The organism is Streptomyces sp. NPDC006174, assembly GCF_040614075.1.
Classification (GTDB): domain Bacteria; phylum Actinomycetota; class Actinomycetes; order Streptomycetales; family Streptomycetaceae; genus Streptomyces.
The window spans coordinates 482623-498164 of record NZ_JBEXTJ010000006.1 but is presented as its reverse complement, the minus strand read 5'-3'; the positions used below and the strand labels follow the sequence as shown (position 1 = coordinate 498164).

Here is a 15542-nt window from a genome sequence, read left to right as displayed (position 1 = left end):
CGTCAAGGTCGTTCGTACAGTGGCGCGCTCCACCTTGACGCCCTGAACCGCGACCGCTCCACGGTGTGTGGGTCGAAGGCGGACGGGATGGGAGCTGGGGTACGTGGTGCGTGGGGGTGATCTGTCAGCATGAAGGGCACGGGTAAGCCGCTACGTGGGGGATGTCATGTCAGATGGGCTGTACGGACTCTTTGGAGTCATATTGGGCTTGGTCGGCTCAGTCGGTATCAGCCGTTGGAGCCAGCAGCAAGCTCGTCGCGATCAACGGGAAGGCCGATTGGCGGCGCGCGAGGAGGAGGCCGCTCGGGAAGTCAGACAAGCCCTCACTTCGGTGCATCACTTGAAGTCGACCTTGTCCGGCAGAGAGAGGACGGGTGGCCCGGATGAGTTGTTCGCTCTGATCCACACCATCGACAGCGCGGCCCTGGTGCTGGCCTCAGAGGAGTTGCGCCGACGGTTGGACCAGGCGACGACGATCATGTGGCACTGGCATGTGCTCCATGGAGCGGAAGGCCACCCGCTTTGGATAGCGGCAGAGGACGCGAGTCGCTGTCTCGGCGCCTACCTCCGAGGCGAGAAATTGACCGAAGAGACGCAGGATGTGCGTGCCCTTGCCGACGAGGTGGCTGCTCTCAATATTCTCATCGATGAGTACTCGGGGGACGACTGATAGGTGGTTCCATCAAGCTGGAGCCCCTAATCGGTGGTTGCTACCTCGGTTTGGTGGGTGCCACCCGAACATCCTTACCTTTGATCGTCCGCTTCAGGGGAATTGCCTCTCACGATCTTGGCCGCCAGTGCCTTTAGTGCAGCATCTGCCTTTTCCCTGTGCTCTTCTGAGAGGTCATGAGGTGAATTACTATACGTAATGTATTGATTGGGGGTGGTCATGCGTGCCGCATGCCAGGTGAAGGTGAGGAGCGACCGCCAGCCTTTTCGGTGGCCAAGGCGAGCCTCGATCACCACTCGGTAGTTACGTGCTTCCGGTACGAACCCCGGGAACGGGGCACCGAACTCAATGAACATTTGTTCCGCGCCACGTCCGGCTACAGCGAAGACCGCTGGCAAAGCATGCCCGTCATCTGGCTTAGGCATGATCTGCGACCGTGAAGTACGCCACGGTAGCGGCAACGGCACACCAGGCTCGTCTGGAAAAATCAGTCGAAGGTCTTGCACGACGATCGGTTTTGCTCCGGTGTTGAGTACGACGAGAGGAAAGCGCAGTAGGGTCACCTGCTGATTCGCTGCAGCGGCGAAGGAGTGTGGCTCGTATGCCTTCAGGTGTCCCTGGCGTGCGTGGAGCCACCAGAACGAGCCGATCGTAAAGATCAGGGCCAGGATGGCCACGAAAGCAACGGGAGTCCATGCTGCGGATGGAATCTTGGCCTCTGCGGCAAGCGTCAGTAGTGTCACGCTCTGATCATCCCGGACGCAGCTTCCCCGCGCTGCCGTTAGTCGCAACTGGCAGCCCCCGATCGCTCCGCATTCGAGTCGCGGTACAGGGGGTGTGCAAGATGGCAGCGCCTGTGCCGGGGGTTGGCTGCGGCGGGTCGTCGGTGGTGAGTGTGCTGGGCAGTATCTGCGTGGTTCGAGCGATGCCGGCCAAACCCCCTTGGCTAAACAACCTTCCGAAATCGCGTCCAGCCTGCGCTCGGTGACCAGTGGAATATGTCACCTGTATTCCATGTGCTCATAGACCATAGGTGAGTTATTTCCTTTGGTAGCTGTGGGGCAAGCGTTGGTAGAGGGCCGTTAGGTCTCATCAACGGGTCAAGAGATTCAAACGGTGCCGTAGTGAAACCTGGGAGCAGGATAAACGCGTGTCGTTCAAGTGCTCCCGAGTAGCGAAGCTTGCCAAGGTTGTCAGACTGGCTGTGCTCGCCAAGCCAGTCGCTGACCCATTGAGAGAAGGCGTCACCAGTTTCGGGAACCCAGCCGCCAGACCGTTCGGTTGGCAGGCTGATAGTGCAATAGATACTGCCGGGGAAATCGGTCGGAGACTGGTAGGCGGAGATGATTCCCAATCGCTCGGCCCTCTCCATCAAGTCCTCGGTAGGGCTATGAATCTCACTGATCTGAGGAACGCGCATTGCCTTCAGGAGGGCTAGCAGTCGAGGGAGTTCGGAGCGTATGCGCTTGGCCCTTGCAGTCGGAGCAAGGGCCACCATCCATCCCCCAGCAAGCTCCTCTTGAATCCACCTGTCACCGCCGTTGATGATCTTCCACAGCTCCAGCGACGCCGCATCCGCAGCAGCCGTTACCTCCAAGGCCGCGAACCTGTCACCGTCGCGTACAAGGTCGAAGTCATGCATGCCTGGACGGCTACCGTCGTCGTGAAGCCGAACCTCCACATTTGGCAGTGCCTGCTGCAGACATGCGCGCACCCACTGTTCTTCGCTACGGGCTCGTTGCATACGAGGACTATGCCGACGACGAGCTGTCCCCGCGAGCGGTTTCGCGTAGCAGTTGGACGGAGGGGCCGCCGTGGGGCCGTCTCGGGGCCGTGAAAGGCCACTCAACGGCGAACAACGTTGACAACCGCTGACAGCCCGGCAGCAGGTCACAGCACTCCCCCCTACGTGACCCAGGTCAGAACCGCCCTAGCTCACTTCCTGCACAACAAGGAGCGGGAGTGGGAGAAGCACCGTAGCGATGCGACGGCTTGGCGCTGAAGAACTCGCTGAGGGCTGTTGGGTAGGCCTAGAGTCTGCGTATGCAGCTTCGGGCCGACGGCGCTTATTCCGTCGGCCCGAAGCCTTATGCAACCCCCTGAGTCGTCTGCGCCCTTCCTGCGCCTGAGACCGTTATGCGTCGGAGACCGTGCTGAGCGATGCGCTCCCTGTCGGCTTCTGCGCGATAATGAAGGCATGGCCTCAGCTTCCGACGTCCCCGGACTCCGTCGCGCCAGGTTCGCCCGGCGGGTGCCCGCCACGCTGGCGGAGCTTGCCGGCCCGAGTCACGGGACTGTGTCCCTGCCTCTTCACCTGGCGTGGTCGGGGCTGACTCAGTTCGATCTTGATCAGCCCCGCTTGCGGATGAGCTACTACCGCATCGTTCTGGCCGAGGGCATGCACGATGACCTGGTGGACTACCTCAATCGCAATCTGCTCCTCGCCCTATGGCCGACGCTGCGGACGCTGATCAGCCGCGATATCCGTGACGTGTGGGAGAGCACCTTCGATGAGCTGGCGCTGAGCGCCCGGGCCGCTGCGTGAACCTTACCGATCTCCATCGCCGGTTGCTGGCCGACGTATTGGCCGTCGGTGGCGCCTACCCGCTCGCGCTCACCGGCGGCTATGCCGTGCAGGCGCATGGGCTGGTCGACCGGCTCAGTCAAGACCTCGACGTGGCCACCGAGAATCCCGACCCGATGGAAGACATCGCTTCCACCGTCCGGTACGGGCTGGAGCAGCGGGGCTGGCAGGTGCGGGCGCTGGAGGCCGATCCGCTGTCCGCGCGGCTGATCGTCACCGATCCGGACGACGGTGAGGAGTGCGAGGTGGACATCCTCAAGGAGGCACTGTGGCGTCCACCGGTACGTACGCCGCACGGCTTGGTGCTCTCCCTCGAAGACGTCGTCGGCACCAAGGTTCGCGCACTGGCTGATCGTGGCCTCGCGCGTGACCTGATCGATGTGCGGGCCGCCGCCGACCGGTGGAGCCACGTCGAGCTGGAGGAGCTCGGACGGCGACATGCCCGGGACTCCTTCGACCTGACCGAACTTGAGGCGCGGCTGGGTGGCACCGACTGGATTGATGACACCGAGTTCGCCGCGTACGGGCTGGGTGACCCGGAGATCGCCGCCCTGCGGTTGTGGGCGCAGGAGTGGGCTCACGACATTGCCGAGAGGCTCCTGGAAGGGGAAGCGCCGGTCGAGGATTGACGTGGCGCGACCGGTGAACGCCGCACCTTCGGCCTGTTCAGCGCCTTATGGCCGCTCAGGCTTATGCGCCTATGCACTGCAGCCTTTCTCAGGCTTCGGTTGTGCAGAACACGCACCCCGCCCAGAATGGCAGCGCGTCCAGTATCCGACCGACGTACGCATGAAGCCATCGCCGCCCTTCTGCGGCCCGGGCGGGACGTCTGTGCTCACACAGTGAGCGTCAGCACGGCCACGAACACCTCTGTGCCGCCGTTGGCCATCTCCAGGTGCCGACCGCCGCCCTCGAACACGTTCATGCAGCGAGAGTACGGAGCAGGCGGGGTGGCGGGCGGCGGCACCGTTCTACACCGGCGGAGTCCCCGGCGGCGAAGGCGCCGGCGGCGACTTGGGCAGCGGAGGGCCCGGGTTGGGTGGGGGTGGGCCCGGGTCGCCTCGGTGTTTGGCGTTCGGGTGGACCTTGCGGAGTGGCAGGCCGTAGATGCCGAGTGGAGGGAACAGGTCCACGCGGCGCGGGTAGTTCGCCTCCGCGCACTCCTCGCAGAGCAGGTCCCGGCCGGCCTCCGTGTGGCGGGCCGCCGTGACCGGTGCGGTCCAGCAGGCCTCGCAGGTGCGGACGTCCGTGGTGGACAAGGTGATCATCGGGGCCTCCCGGGTCGGGCCGGAAGTAAGGCGTGAGGAACCGGCGTACGCATGAAGTGCCTCCGTCTCGCGGTGAGTTGGTGAGCTGTTCCCCTATGCGCGGGTCTCGCGCCACGCGCGGACGAGCTTCGTCGCGGTGGAGCAGACCGAGCCCGCGCGGCAGGCGCCGCACGTCGTCGTGTGGGCGAGCAGGTCGCGGTAGGCCGCGTCGGGCATGTCGGTCGTGGTCACGGTCGCCTCTCTGCTGATCTCGGCCCAGACGAATTCGGCGGTGCGGGTGAGGGTGTGCCCGAAGTGGTCGGCCGTGGCCAGGGCGGCCAGGACGGCCGCGTGCTCGGCCTCGGTGAGCTCGGTGGGGAGGTCCGCTTCGACACGGATGCCGGCCTCGGTCTCGGCTACGCGCGGCTCGGTGCCGATGGCCGCGGTGAGCATGCCGGTCAGTGCCGCTGCCCGCGCTTGTGCTGAGCGCACACTTCTCCCCTGGTGAAGCCGATATCACTCCGTGTAATGCTGAATACTCAGCTTCAACCTGATGGGTTAGCTTTGTCAATATCGAGCCCTGAACGCCGCACCCTCACGGAGCCGCCGAAATGCCTCGCGATACCCCGTACTTGCAGGTGGCCGACAAGATCCGTGCCCGGGTGCTGTCGGGTGAATGGGCCGTCGGCGACAAGCTGCCGTCCCGCACCCGGTTCGCCGAGGAGTACGGCGTCGGTCATTCCGTCGCCCAGCGCGCCATGGAACGCCTGATCATCGAGGGCATCCTCGAAGGCCGCGCCGGTTCCGGCACGTACGTCCGCAAAGCCCGCCAGCGCCTCAGGATGGTCCGCTCACGCCTCCGTCAGGAGCGCACCGGCTCGCCCTTCCGCGCCGACCTGAAGGACCACGGCGGCGAGGGTACCTGGGAGTGCAACAGCCGCGCACGGGTCCCCGCCACGGAGGACATCGCCGCCCGGCTGGCGATCGAGCCCGGCGACCTCTGCGTCATGACCCACTACGAGTTCCTCGCGGACGGCCAGCCGGCGCAGCTCGCCACGAGCTGGGAGCCGATGGCCATCACCGGCGGTACGGAGGTACTGCTCCCGGAGATGGGGCCGCGCGGCAAGATCGGCGTGGTCGCCCGTATGCGCTCCATCAACGTGAACATCTCCACCGCACTCGAAATGCCGCGACCGGCCCGCGCCACGCGCGAGCAGGCCAACTTCCTCAACATCTCCGTGGGCGACCTGGTCACGCAACTGGAGCGCATCTACTTCGACTCGGAGGGCCGTCCGGTCGAGACCGCCGACATCATCGTCCCGGACATCCGCTGGGAGATCGCGTACGAGATCGACGTCGACGACTCCCGGTTCTGAGCCGGTGCGGTCCTGAAGGCGGCTGCCGTGCCACGGTGCGGTGAGCCGCCTTCGGGCCGTCAGGCCGTGATGAGGGACGAGCCCGTGAAGTCGGTGGCCGGCGTGTCCATCAGGACCTCGTCGCACACCTCGCCGAGCCAGTAGCCCGCCTCGCGCAGGGTTCCGGCGGCCTGGAAGCCGGCCTTCTCGTAGGCGCGTCGCCCGGCATTGTTGGGGGCCGGCACCTTCAGCCGGACCATCCGCAGGTGGGTGTGGAACGCGTAGTCCAGCACCAGCCGGGTGGCGACCGTGCCCAGGCCGCGTCCGCGTGCCTCGGGAGCGAGCATCACGACGTACTCCGCCGTGCGGACGGACGGGTCGGGCAGCAGCGTCGCCACTCCGGCCGGGACGGGGCTGCCGATGGTGAGGTCGTACACCGTGAAGCGGATGTTGTCCCCGCGCAGTTGATGGGCCATGCCCTCCGTGCGGACCTCCAGTGACTCCGGCTGCTGACGTCCGTAACCGACCAGGAGCGCGGGGGCCTGCTCCCAGCGCCAGTACGTCTCCACCAGGTCCGACCGGTACGGGCCGAGCGCGCAGGATGCGGTGCCGATCCAGAGGATGGGGTCAGGCGTGGTGCTGATGGCGGGCTCCAAGGGGTGGCCGAGGCGGGCGGGACCTCGGCGTGCCACCCTCACCCGAACCCCCGCCCCATCTCGTCCAGCACCTCGTCGATCACCGCCGCCGGCTCGCGGGTCAGGTCCTCCTCGATCCACATGCGCATCGCGATCCGGAGCGAGGCGAGGAAGCCCGCCGCCAGGACGATCGGGCGGACCGGGGCCGAGGTCGGGCCCGGGCGGGCGGACACCGCTTCGGCCAGGTCGCGTTCCAGGGCCGCGTGGTTGGCCAACTGGCGGGCCAGGAGTGAGGGGTGGCGCATCGCCAGGCGGGTGCGGACCGCCCAGTCCCGTTCCGGAGGTGCGACCCGTTCCGCGAACTGGGCCACCGCCGCTCTCAGCGCCGGCCAGGCCGGTTCGTCGTCGGGGCGGGCGCGGACCGTGCGGACCAGGGCCCGGATCTGCTGCTCCTCGCCGTAGAGGAGGGCGTCCTCCTTGTTGGTGAAGTAGTTCGAGAACGTCCGGCGGGAGATTCCGGCCGCGTCCGCCACCGCCTCCACCGTCACCTGGTCGAAGCCGTGCTCCACGGTCAGGCGCAGGGTCGCCTCGTGCACGGCCTGCCGGGTGGCTTCCTTCTTGCGTTCCCGGAGTCCCGGGCCCGCGGTGCTGCTGTCCATGGAGGCATTATCCCTTGCCTCGAAAATTGTTGCTCAGTGGGCAAAATTGCGCAGTGTGCATGTATGGTGAAGCCTTCTCTCCCCGTACGAACCTTCCGGAGGTTGCGCGTGAGCGCAGCACACACCACCGCCGCCCCGGCCGGGGCGCCCGCGCCCGCCCCCGTACCGATGGACCACCGCCACGTCCTGCAGGCCCTCAGCGGGCTGCTCATCGTGCTGTTCGTCGCCATGATCAGCACCACCGTGGTCTCGGTCGCGCTGCCGCAGATCATCGGGTCGCTCGACGGCACCCAGTTGCAGTACACCTGGGTCGTCACCGCGACCCTGCTCGCCTCCACCGCCTCCACGCCGATCTGGGGCAAGCTCGCCGATCTGTTCAGCAAGAAGCTGCTGCTCCAGATAGCCATCGGACTCTTCGTCGTCTCGTCGGTCGCCTGCGGGTTCGCCCAGTCCACCGAGCAGCTCATCGCCTTCCGTGCCGTCCAGGGACTCGGCATGGGCGCGCTCCAGGTGCTCGTCCAGGTGATCATCGCCGCGATGATCAGCCCCAAGGAGCGCGGCCGCTACAACGGTTACCTCGGCGGTGTCATGGCCGTCGCCACCGTCGGCGGGCCGCTGCTCGGCGGGTTCATCACCGACGCCTCCTGGCTCGGCTGGCGCTGGTGCTTCTTCATCGCCGTGCCCTTCACGCTGCTCGCCTCCGTGATGCTCGCCCGCACCCTGCACCTCGCCGAGGTCCGCCGGCCCGACACCAAGGTCGACTACCTCGGCGCCTCGCTCATCGCCGCCGGTGTCAGCCTCCTGCTCCTCTGGGTCACCTTCGTCGGCAACGACTTCGACTGGATCTCCTGGCAGAGCGCCGTCATGGTCGGCGGCAGCGTGCTCATCCTCGGCGCCGCCGTCCTCGTCGAGGCGCGCGTCAAGGAGCCCGTCGTCCCGCTGCACGTCGTCCGGCGCCGCGACCCCGCTCTCGCCATCGTCGCCAGCCTCGCGGTCGGCATGGCGATGTTCGGCGGCGCGGTCTTCCTCGGCCAGTACTTCCAGATCGGCCGCGGCTACTCGCCGACCGAGGCCGGGCTCCTCACCATTCCGCTCATGGCGGGCGTGCTCGTCTCCTCCACCGTCGCCGGACGCCTCGTCTCCAAGACCGGCAAGGTCAAGCCGTACATCCTCACCGGTGTCGTCGTCCTGGCTCTCGGCTTCCTCGGGCTCTCCTTCATCGACCACGAAACGCCGCTCGTCGCCGTCTCGTTGGGGATGCTCGGTGTCGGCATCGGTGTCGGTATGTCGATGCAGAATCTGGTGCTCGTCCTCCAGAACACCGTGCCGCTCAGCGAGATCGGCGCGGCCAGCGGAGCCATCACCTTCTTCCGCTCCCTCGGCGGCACCATGGGCGTCTCCGTCCTCGGCGCGGTCCTCGCCCACCAGGTCGCGAACAAGATCGCCCACGGGCTGGCGGAGCTGGGCATCGATCCGGCCGCCTCCGGCTCCGGCGGATCCACGCTGAACGTCGCCGCCATGCCGCCGCAGATCCAGGAGGTCGTCCGGGCCGCCTACGGGGACGCCACCGGGCACATCTTCCTCATCTCGGCCGGCATCGCGGTGGTCGGAGTCATCGCCTCGCTGTTCCTGACGCCGACGAAGCTCCGCGACAGCGTGGATCTGTAGACCGCCGTACAACAGCCCGCGCCCACCTGGCGCGGGCTGTTGTACTGTTACGACCCCCCGTGCACCGGTACGGGGACGGACCGAGGAGGTGAGACCCATCAACGCTCGATCAGGCCGGGTGCTCACCTCGTACGATCGCGTCGACCGACCGGCTTAAGCAGGCTGGACGGCCCGAACCGATCGCGGAGCGCCCATCGGATGTCCCGAAAGGCATTGCCCCGCATGTCGGTTCACCCCGTGAGTTCTCTCTCCGCCACCGTCTCCGCCCTCCGCCGCGCCGGATGCGTCTTCGCCGAGGACGAGGCCCGCCTCCTCCACGAGGCCGCCGCGTCCCCGGACCAGCTCGCCTCGCTCGTCGAGGACCGCGCCGCCGGACTGCCGCTCGAACACGTCCTGGGCTGGGCCGAGTTCCGCGGCCGGCGCCTCGCCGTGGACACCGGCGTCTTCGTGCCCCGCCGGCGTACCGAGTTCCTGGTGGCGCAGGCCGCCGCCCTCGCGCCCCGCCGAGCCGTCGTCGTCGACCTCTGCTGCGGCTCGGGCGCACTCGGCGTCGCGCTCGCCACCGAGGCGTCCGCCGGCCCGGGCCGGGTCGAGCTGCACGCCTGTGACGTCGAACCCGCCGCCGTACGCTGCGCCCGGCGCAACATCGGCGGTCTCGGGCAGGTCTATCAAGGCGACCTCTTCGAGCCCCTTCCCGCCGGTCTGCGCGGCCGCGTCGACGTGCTGCTGGCCAACGTCCCGTACGTGCCGACCGCCGACGTCGAGCTGCTTCCGGCCGAGGCCCGCGTCCACGAACCGCGCGTCGCCCTGGACGGCGGCGGAGACGGGCTCGACGTCATGCGCCGGGTCGCCGCCGAGGCTCCCGGCTGGCTCGCGCCGTGCGGCAGTCTGCTGGTGGAGGCCAGTGAGCGGCAGCGGGACGCGGCGGTGCGCATGCTCCGCGACGCCGGACTGGTCCCGCGCGTGGTGGTCTGCGAGGAGCTGTACGCCACCGTCGTCATCGGGACCAGCCCTGCGGATCACCCGAACCGGTAGCGCGTCTGGCTGTACGGCTCTCCCTTGCCGAAGCCGAACGCCGTACGAGGACGGACCGCGAACACGTGCGCGTGGCCCGCCTCCGGCTGGACGAAGCCGCCGTCCGCGACGTCGAAGTGCCAGTCACCGCCGTACTTCGCCTCCCACTCCCGGGCCAGCGCGGTCAGCCGGCCGTGGTCCGTGACGCGGTCCGCCCGGCCCTCGACCACCACGTCGAAGCCGGAGTCGAGAGCGTTGGCGCCCGTCGTCAGGACCACCTCGGGGTTGGCGGTGAGGTTGCGCGCCTTGCGTTCCGCCGGGCCCGTACAGAAGTGGAGGGCGCCCTCCGACCACACGCCGATGAGCGGAGTGACGTGCGGGCGGCCGTCGGGGCGGACCGTGGAGAGCCAGTACAGCGGGGCTTCGGTGAGTACGACGACCGTCTCCGGCCAGGGACGCGCCGTCGCGCCCTCGCTGCTGTAGCGGGCGTCCAGCTCGGTGGCCGGGGGAGTGGCGGAGAGGGGCTGCTCGGGTGTGGACATCGTTCCTCCGTGGTGACGTAAGGGCCGCGAGTACGGCGTCGTAGGTGTCTGTCAGGTGCTTTCCCCGTGGGTGGACTCCGCCCCCGCACCGAATTCATCGGCACAGGACTAGGCTCGGAGAGCTGGTCGCTGCGAGAGAGCGGCCGAGCAGATAAGCAGATCGGGTCGGGCGGCAGGAGAGCGTGCAATGACGACGGTGCCGGGACGCAGGAGCAGTACGTTCACCAGGCTGCTGCGGCACGGATTCACCGACCCGTCCGCCGCCGAGCAGCTCCTGGAGCTGGACGACCTCGCCTCCGTACGGTCCGATCCCGTCCTCCTGGAGGCACTCGGCGCCACCGCCGACCCCGATCTGGCCCTGCGCGGCCTCGTCCGGCTCGTGGAGGCCGAGGAGGAGGCCGAGCGGCAGGTGCTGCTCGACACGCTCATCACCGCCAAGCCCCTGCGCGACCGGCTCCTCGGCGTGCTCGGCGCGTCCGAGGCGCTCGGCGACCATCTGGCCCGGCACCCGCGCGACTGGCAGGCGCTCGTCACGTACGAGGCGATCGACCTGCACCCGGGCGTCGCCGAGTTCGAGCGCGGGCTCGCCGACGCCGTCGACCCGGACTCGCTGCGCGTCGCCTACCGCCGGTGCATGCTGACCCTGGCCGCCCGCGACGTCTGCGGCACCACCGGCCTCGCCCAGACCGCCGCCGAACTGGCCGACCTCGCCACCGCCACCCTCCGCGCCGCCCTCGCCATCGCCCGCACGGCGGCTCCCGAGGACGCGGCGCAGTGCCGGCTCGCCGTCGTCGCGATGGGCAAGTGCGGCGGACACGAGCTGAACTACGTCTCCGACGTCGACGTGATCTTCGTCGGCGAGGCGCGTGACGGGGTCGAGGAGCACAAGGCCATGCAGGCCGCCACCCGGCTGGCCGCCCACATGATGCGGATCTGCTCCGAGACCACCGTCGAAGGCACGATCTGGGAGGTCGACGCCAACCTCCGGCCCGAGGGCCGCAACGGGCCGCTCGTCCGCACGCTCAGCTCCCACCTCGCCTACTACCAGCGGTGGGCCAAGACCTGGGAGTTCCAGGCGCTGCTGAAAGCGCGCGCGGTCGCCGGCGATCCGGAGCTCGGCGCGGAGTACGTCGACGCCGTCTCACCGCTCGTCTGGCAGGCCGCCGACCGCGAGAACTTCGTCCCCGACGTGCAGAAGATGCGCCGCCGCGTCGTCGACAACATCCCCGTCGACCGCATAGACCGCGAGCTGAAGCTCGGGCCCGGCGGGCTGCGCGATGTCGAATTCGCCGTCCAGCTCCTCCAGTTGGTGCACGGGCGCAGCGACGCCTCGCTCCACAGCGGGACCACGCTGGAGGCGCTGCGGGCGCTCGCCGAAGGCGGATACGTGGGCCGCGCGGACGCCGCGCAGCTCGACGAGGCGTACCGCTTCCTGCGCTCCATGGAGCACCGCATCCAGCTCTACCGGCTGCGCCGCACCCATCTGGTCCCGGAGGACGAGGCGGATCTGCGGCGGCTCGGACGGTCGCTCGGGATGCGGACCGACCCGGTCGCCGAGCTGAACAAGGCGTGGCGGCGGCACGCCTCCGTCGTCCGGCGGCTCCACGAGAAGATCTTCTACCGGCCGCTGCTGGACGCCGTCGCCCAGCTGGCGCCCGGCGAGTCCCGGCTCAGCACCAAGGCCGCCGCGATCCGGCTGGAGGCGCTGGGCTACGCGGACCCGGCGGCGGCCCTGCGCCACCTGGAGGCCCTCTCCTCCGGGGTCTCGCGCAAGGCGGCGATCCAGCGCACGCTGCTGCCGGTGCTGCTCGGCTGGTTCGCGGACTCGGCCGACCCGGACGCCGGTCTGCTCGGCTTCCGGAAGGTGTCCGACGCGCTCGGCAAGACGCCGTGGTACCTGCGGCTCCTGCGCGACGAAGGCGCGGCGGCGGAGAACCTCGCCCGGGTCCTCTCCGCCGGCCGCCTCGCCCCGGACCTCCTCATGCGGGCTCCGGAGGCGGTGGCGATCCTCGGCGACCCGGAAGGGCTCACACCCCGCACCCGCGAGCACCTGGAGCAGGAGGTGCTGGCGGCGGTGGGGCGTGCGGGAGGCGCGGAGCCGGCGATCGCGGTGGTACGGGGCGTGCGGCGGCGGGAGCTGTTCCGTACGACGGCCGCCGACATCATCGGCTCGTACGGCACCGAGGACAGCCCGGCCGAGCAGGACCACGGAGCCCTCGTCGACCGCGTCGGCTCCGCCGTCACCGACCTCAACGCCGCCACCATCGCGGGCGCGCTGCGAGCCGCCGTACGCGAGCAGTGGGGCGACACCCTGCCGACCCGGTTCGCCGTCATCGGCATGGGCCGCTTCGGTGGCCACGAGCTGAGTTACGGCTCCGACGCCGACGTCCTCTTCGTGCACCGGCCGCGCGAGGGCGTGAGCGACGAGGAGGCGGCGCGGGCGGCGAACGCGATGGTCGGTGAGATGCGGCGGCTGCTCCAACTGCCGACCGCCGACCCGCCGTTGCTGATCGACGCCGACCTGCGGCCCGAAGGCAAGACCGGGCCGATGGTGCGGACGCTGAAGTCGTACGGGGCGTACTACCGGCGCTGGTCGTTGGTCTGGGAGAGCCAGGCGCTGCTGCGGGCCGAACACATGGCGGGCGACGAGGAGTTGGGGCGGGAGTTCATCGAGCTGGTGGACCCGTTGAGGTATCCGGTGGAAGGGCTCGGTGAGGACGCCGTACGCGAGATCCGCCGGCTCAAGGCGCGGATGGAGTCCGAGCGGATGCCGCGCGGCGCGGACCCGACGCTCCACGCGAAGCTGGGGCGCGGCGGGCTGAGCGATGTCGAGTGGACCGTGCAGCTGATGCAGATGCAGCACGGGTGGGCGGAGCCGGGACTGCGGACGACCCGTACGCGCGAGGCGCTGGCGGCGGCGTGTGCGGCGGAGCTGATCCCGGGTGAGGACGCGCAGATGCTGGACGAGGCGTGGGTGCTGGCGACACGGGTGCGGAACGCGGTGATGCTGGTGCGGGGGCGGCCGGGCGACACGTTTCCGTCGGACCCTCGGGAGCTGGCTGCGGTGGGGCGGTACCTCGGGTACGAGCCGGGGCATGTCGGGGACATGTTGGACGACTACCGGCGGATCACACGGAGGGCTCGGGCGGTGATGGAGGAGCGGTTCTACGGGGCGGTGGTCTAGGGCGCGTCCTCGCGGGGCTCGCCCCGCACCCCGCCTCCTCAAGCGCCGGAGGGGCTGGAATTCGGGCCTCCGTGCGCGAGCCGAAAGATGTCCTCAAGCGCCGGACGGGCTGGTGTGGGACCGGCAGTGGTCCACGAACGCCTTCAGTGCCAGTTCGAACGCCGCGTCCGCTCGTCTCGGTCCCGTCGCCGCCAGGGCCTCCGCCAGGCTCTTCGTTCCCGAGGCGTCCTGCGGTAGTTCCCACATCCTCTCCGGGGCCGCCAGGTCCAGTGCCGAGCCCAGGACCAGGTTCTCCAGCGTTCTTCCGGAAGATCCCGCACCGCGAGGGCGTCTTGCGCACCGTCGTCGCTCCGCTGGTGGCGGCCGTGCTGCTGACCGGGGCCATCGGGCTCGTCTCGTACAACGTGGAGCTGTTCACCGGCGCCTCGACCGGCGTGAACGTCCTCCTCGTCGCGCTCGTGCCCGGCGTCTTCCTGCTCGGGCTCCTCCTCGCCCGCCGGCTCCGGCGCCGTCGGCCCGAGGTGTAAGCCTCCTTCGCCGCCGAGCCGCCGGAGGACGGCCGCGACGGCCTCCCGGACCCGCCCGCGAAACCCGTCTCCACCTCCGTAACCCTCTGACCAGCCTGCAAGGAGCCTCCACCGTGCCGTCCTCAGCCGACCTCCTCATCACCGGAGCCCGCGTCCGCACCCTCGATCCGGACCGGCCCGCCGCCACCGCCGTCGCCGTCCGGGGCGGGACGATCATCGGTGTCGGGGACGCCGACGACCTGCGTGAACTGCGCGGACCCGGTACCGAGCGGCTCGATCTCGGCGGAGCCACCCTCACCCCGGGACTCACCGACGCCCACAGCCATCCCGTCTGGGGTCTGGAGATGGCCACCGGCACCGACCTCACCGCCGTCCGCGATCTCGACCAGCTCCGCGCCGCCCTCGTAGCCGCCCCGCGCACCGAAGGGTGGGTGATCGGATGGGGACTGGATCACAACGTGTTCGGGCGGCTGCCTGTCAGCCACGCTCACATCGAGGACGCTCTCGGTGGCGCGCCCGCCTTCCTCCGGCTCTACGACGGGCACTCCGCTCTCGCCTCCGCGGCCGCCCTGGAGCGCGCCCGCGTCACCGGGCCGCGTACCTTCGCCCAGCGCGCCGAAGTCGTCTGCGATCCGGACGGCCGGCCCACCGGGCACCTCGTCGAGCATGCCGCGATGGACCTTCTCGCTCCGTTCCTGCCCCGGCCCTCCGTCGCCGAGCGGCGGGCCGGTCTGGTGGAGCTGCTCTCCGCGATGGCGGCCACCGGGCTGACCGGGGCGCATGTGATGGACCTCGGCGACGGTTCCGTACCCGCCTTCCTCGCCGCCGTGGAGGAGGACGCCGACCTGCCCGTACGGCTCCGGCTCGCGCCCTGGTGCATGCCGGGCGCGGACACGGAGGTGCTGGAGGAGCTGGTACGGCTCCAGCGCGAGGCCGGGCGGCTGTGGCGGGTCGGCGGGGTCAAGTTCTTCATGGACGGGACCGTCGAGGGCGGCACCGCCTGGCTGGAGGAGGCCGACTGCCACGGTCAGGGCACCGAGGCGTTCTGGCCGGACCCGGCCGCGTACACCGAGGCCGTCACGCATCTGCACCGCGCCGGCGTCCGCACCGCCACCCATGCCATCGGGGACGCGGCCGTACGGCATGTCCTGGACACCGTGGAAGGGCTCGGCGGGAGCGGGCGGCTGCGCCACCGCGTCGAGCACATCGAGTCGATCCCGCACGAGGTGGCCGAGCGGTTCGTCCGGCTCGGCGTGATCGCCGCCCGGGTTCCGGGCCGATCTGACCGCCTTCGGCGTGGATCCGGTGGAGGCTCCGGCGGACGAGCTGGGCGATGCGCCGGTCCGGCTCACGGTGACGGGTGGACGCGTCGGGCACCGGGGTTGGAGCAGCGGGAAGCGGGCGGACATGGCGTCCGCCCGCTTCTGAGTACCGGCTGAGGTCTCCGCCTCCGTACC

The 15542-nt window shown here is 69.4% G+C and carries 14 protein-coding genes and 3 pseudogenes; 9 read left to right on the top strand and 8 right to left on the bottom strand.

Going from position 1 to position 15542, the window contains the following annotated elements:
* Nucleotides 1-166 precede the first annotated feature (166 nt).
* Complete coding sequence (locus ABZ267_RS16920) at nucleotides 167-670, top strand: hypothetical protein (RefSeq protein ID WP_356751611.1); 504 nt, start codon at nucleotides 167-169, stop codon at nucleotides 668-670.
* A gap of 74 nt (nucleotides 671-744) precedes the next feature.
* Here the strand turns inward: ABZ267_RS16920 and ABZ267_RS16915 are convergent, their stop codons facing one another.
* Together ABZ267_RS16915 and ABZ267_RS16910 are read right to left on the bottom strand one after the other, a co-directional pair.
* Complete coding sequence (locus ABZ267_RS16915; RefSeq protein ID WP_356751613.1) at nucleotides 745-1413, bottom strand: hypothetical protein; 669 nt, start codon at nucleotides 1411-1413, stop codon at nucleotides 745-747.
* Nucleotides 1414-1616: 203 nt separating this feature from the next.
* Complete coding sequence (locus ABZ267_RS16910; RefSeq protein ID WP_356751614.1) at nucleotides 1617-2312, bottom strand: hypothetical protein; 696 nt, start codon at nucleotides 2310-2312, stop codon at nucleotides 1617-1619.
* 555 nt (nucleotides 2313-2867) lie between these two features.
* Between ABZ267_RS16910 and ABZ267_RS16905 the strand changes: the two genes are divergently transcribed.
* Nucleotides 2868-3215 (top strand): transcriptional regulator, encoded by a 348-nt coding sequence (locus tag ABZ267_RS16905; RefSeq protein ID WP_356751616.1) that lies wholly within the window; start codon nucleotides 2868-2870, stop codon nucleotides 3213-3215.
* Entirely contained in the window at nucleotides 3212-3883 is a 672-nt protein-coding gene (locus ABZ267_RS16900; protein ID WP_356751618.1) for a nucleotidyl transferase AbiEii/AbiGii toxin family protein, read from the top strand. Before ABZ267_RS16905 ends, ABZ267_RS16900 begins: the two co-directional genes overlap by 4 nt.
* 342 nt (nucleotides 3884-4225) lie before the next feature.
* Here the strand turns inward: ABZ267_RS16900 and ABZ267_RS16895 are convergent, their stop codons facing one another.
* Both ABZ267_RS16895 and ABZ267_RS16890 read right to left on the bottom strand, forming a co-directional pair.
* Nucleotides 4226-4522, bottom strand: coding sequence for a hypothetical protein (locus tag ABZ267_RS16895; protein ID WP_356751620.1), 297 nt, complete (start codon nucleotides 4520-4522; stop codon nucleotides 4226-4228).
* A 93-nt stretch (nucleotides 4523-4615) separates the two neighbouring features.
* Nucleotides 4616-4954 (bottom strand): hypothetical protein, encoded by a 339-nt coding sequence (locus ABZ267_RS16890; RefSeq protein WP_356751843.1) that lies wholly within the window; start codon nucleotides 4952-4954, stop codon nucleotides 4616-4618.
* Between the two features lie 158 nt (nucleotides 4955-5112).
* Here ABZ267_RS16890 and ABZ267_RS16885 point away from each other — a divergent pair, with 158 nt between their 5' ends.
* The gene (locus tag ABZ267_RS16885; RefSeq protein WP_356751622.1) at nucleotides 5113-5877 is read left to right on the top strand and encodes a GntR family transcriptional regulator; all 765 of its coding nucleotides are present in this window, start codon (nucleotides 5113-5115) and stop codon (nucleotides 5875-5877) included.
* 59 nt (nucleotides 5878-5936) lie between these two features.
* Here ABZ267_RS16885 and ABZ267_RS16880 read toward each other — a convergent pair whose 3' ends face one another.
* Together ABZ267_RS16880 and ABZ267_RS16875 are read right to left on the bottom strand one after the other, a co-directional pair.
* Nucleotides 5937-6548 (bottom strand): GNAT family protein, encoded by a 612-nt coding sequence (locus ABZ267_RS16880; protein ID WP_356751624.1) that lies wholly within the window; start codon nucleotides 6546-6548, stop codon nucleotides 5937-5939.
* A gap of 2 nt (nucleotides 6549-6550) precedes the next feature.
* Complete coding sequence (locus tag ABZ267_RS16875; protein ID WP_356751626.1) at nucleotides 6551-7150, bottom strand: TetR family transcriptional regulator; 600 nt, start codon at nucleotides 7148-7150, stop codon at nucleotides 6551-6553.
* 168 nt (nucleotides 7151-7318) lie between these two features.
* Between ABZ267_RS16875 and ABZ267_RS16870 the strand changes: the two genes are divergently transcribed.
* The gene (locus ABZ267_RS16870; RefSeq protein WP_356751845.1) at nucleotides 7319-8818 is read left to right on the top strand and encodes an MDR family MFS transporter; all 1500 of its coding nucleotides are present in this window, start codon (nucleotides 7319-7321) and stop codon (nucleotides 8816-8818) included.
* 222 nt (nucleotides 8819-9040) lie between these two features.
* Nucleotides 9041-9853 carry a putative protein N(5)-glutamine methyltransferase gene (locus ABZ267_RS16865; protein ID WP_356751628.1) on the top strand — a complete coding sequence of 271 codons (813 nt, stop codon included), beginning with the start codon at nucleotides 9041-9043 and terminating at the stop codon, nucleotides 9851-9853.
* Here the strand turns inward: ABZ267_RS16865 and ABZ267_RS16860 are convergent.
* Nucleotides 9838-10374, bottom strand: coding sequence for a pyridoxamine 5'-phosphate oxidase family protein (locus ABZ267_RS16860; protein WP_356751630.1), 537 nt, complete (start codon nucleotides 10372-10374; stop codon nucleotides 9838-9840). The two genes, ABZ267_RS16865 and ABZ267_RS16860, sit on opposite strands and share 16 nt — an antisense overlap.
* A gap of 187 nt (nucleotides 10375-10561) precedes the next feature.
* Between ABZ267_RS16860 and ABZ267_RS16855 the strand changes: the two genes are divergently transcribed.
* Nucleotides 10562-13558: a bifunctional [glutamine synthetase] adenylyltransferase/[glutamine synthetase]-adenylyl-L-tyrosine phosphorylase gene (locus ABZ267_RS16855; protein ID WP_356751632.1), complete on the top strand. Its 2997-nt coding sequence runs from the start codon at nucleotides 10562-10564 to the stop codon at nucleotides 13556-13558.
* A 93-nt stretch (nucleotides 13559-13651) separates the two neighbouring features.
* On the opposite strand, the pseudogene ABZ267_RS16850 reads toward ABZ267_RS16855, so the two are convergent.
* A pseudogene (locus ABZ267_RS16850) lies at nucleotides 13652-13855 on the bottom strand (TetR/AcrR family transcriptional regulator); the annotation flags it as partial.
* Nucleotides 13856-13857: 2 nt separating this feature from the next.
* On the opposite strand from ABZ267_RS16850, the pseudogene ABZ267_RS16845 reads away from it, so the two are divergent.
* Nucleotides 13858-14175, top strand: a pseudogene (locus ABZ267_RS16845) (amino acid transporter); the annotation flags it as partial.
* A gap of 23 nt (nucleotides 14176-14198) precedes the next feature.
* Nucleotides 14199-15513, top strand: a pseudogene (locus tag ABZ267_RS16840) (amidohydrolase family protein).
* Nucleotides 15514-15542: the final 29 nt, after the last annotated feature.

What these genes read in the sequence shown, in the direction of transcription:
- ABZ267_RS16920 (WP_356751611.1), top strand. Translation starts at nt 167, where the DNA reads ATGTCAGATGGGCTGTACGGACTCTTTGGAGTCATATTGGGCTTGGTC.
- ABZ267_RS16910 (WP_356751614.1), bottom strand. Translation starts at nt 2,312, where the DNA reads ATGCATGACTTCGACCTTGTACGCGACGGTGACAGGTTCGCGGCCTTG.
- ABZ267_RS16905 (WP_356751616.1), top strand. Translation starts at nt 2,868, where the DNA reads ATGGCCTCAGCTTCCGACGTCCCCGGACTCCGTCGCGCCAGGTTCGCC.
- ABZ267_RS16895 (WP_356751620.1), bottom strand. Translation starts at nt 4,522, where the DNA reads ATGATCACCTTGTCCACCACGGACGTCCGCACCTGCGAGGCCTGCTGG.
- ABZ267_RS16890 (WP_356751843.1), bottom strand. Translation starts at nt 4,954, where the DNA reads ATGCTCACCGCGGCCATCGGCACCGAGCCGCGCGTAGCCGAGACCGAG.
- ABZ267_RS16885 (WP_356751622.1), top strand. Translation starts at nt 5,113, where the DNA reads ATGCCTCGCGATACCCCGTACTTGCAGGTGGCCGACAAGATCCGTGCC.
- ABZ267_RS16875 (WP_356751626.1), bottom strand. Translation starts at nt 7,150, where the DNA reads ATGGACAGCAGCACCGCGGGCCCGGGACTCCGGGAACGCAAGAAGGAA.
- ABZ267_RS16870 (WP_356751845.1), top strand. Translation starts at nt 7,319, where the DNA reads ATGGACCACCGCCACGTCCTGCAGGCCCTCAGCGGGCTGCTCATCGTG.
- ABZ267_RS16865 (WP_356751628.1), top strand. Translation starts at nt 9,041, where the DNA reads ATGTCGGTTCACCCCGTGAGTTCTCTCTCCGCCACCGTCTCCGCCCTC.
- ABZ267_RS16860 (WP_356751630.1), bottom strand. Translation starts at nt 10,374, where the DNA reads ATGTCCACACCCGAGCAGCCCCTCTCCGCCACTCCCCCGGCCACCGAG.
- ABZ267_RS16855 (WP_356751632.1), top strand. Translation starts at nt 10,562, where the DNA reads ATGACGACGGTGCCGGGACGCAGGAGCAGTACGTTCACCAGGCTGCTG.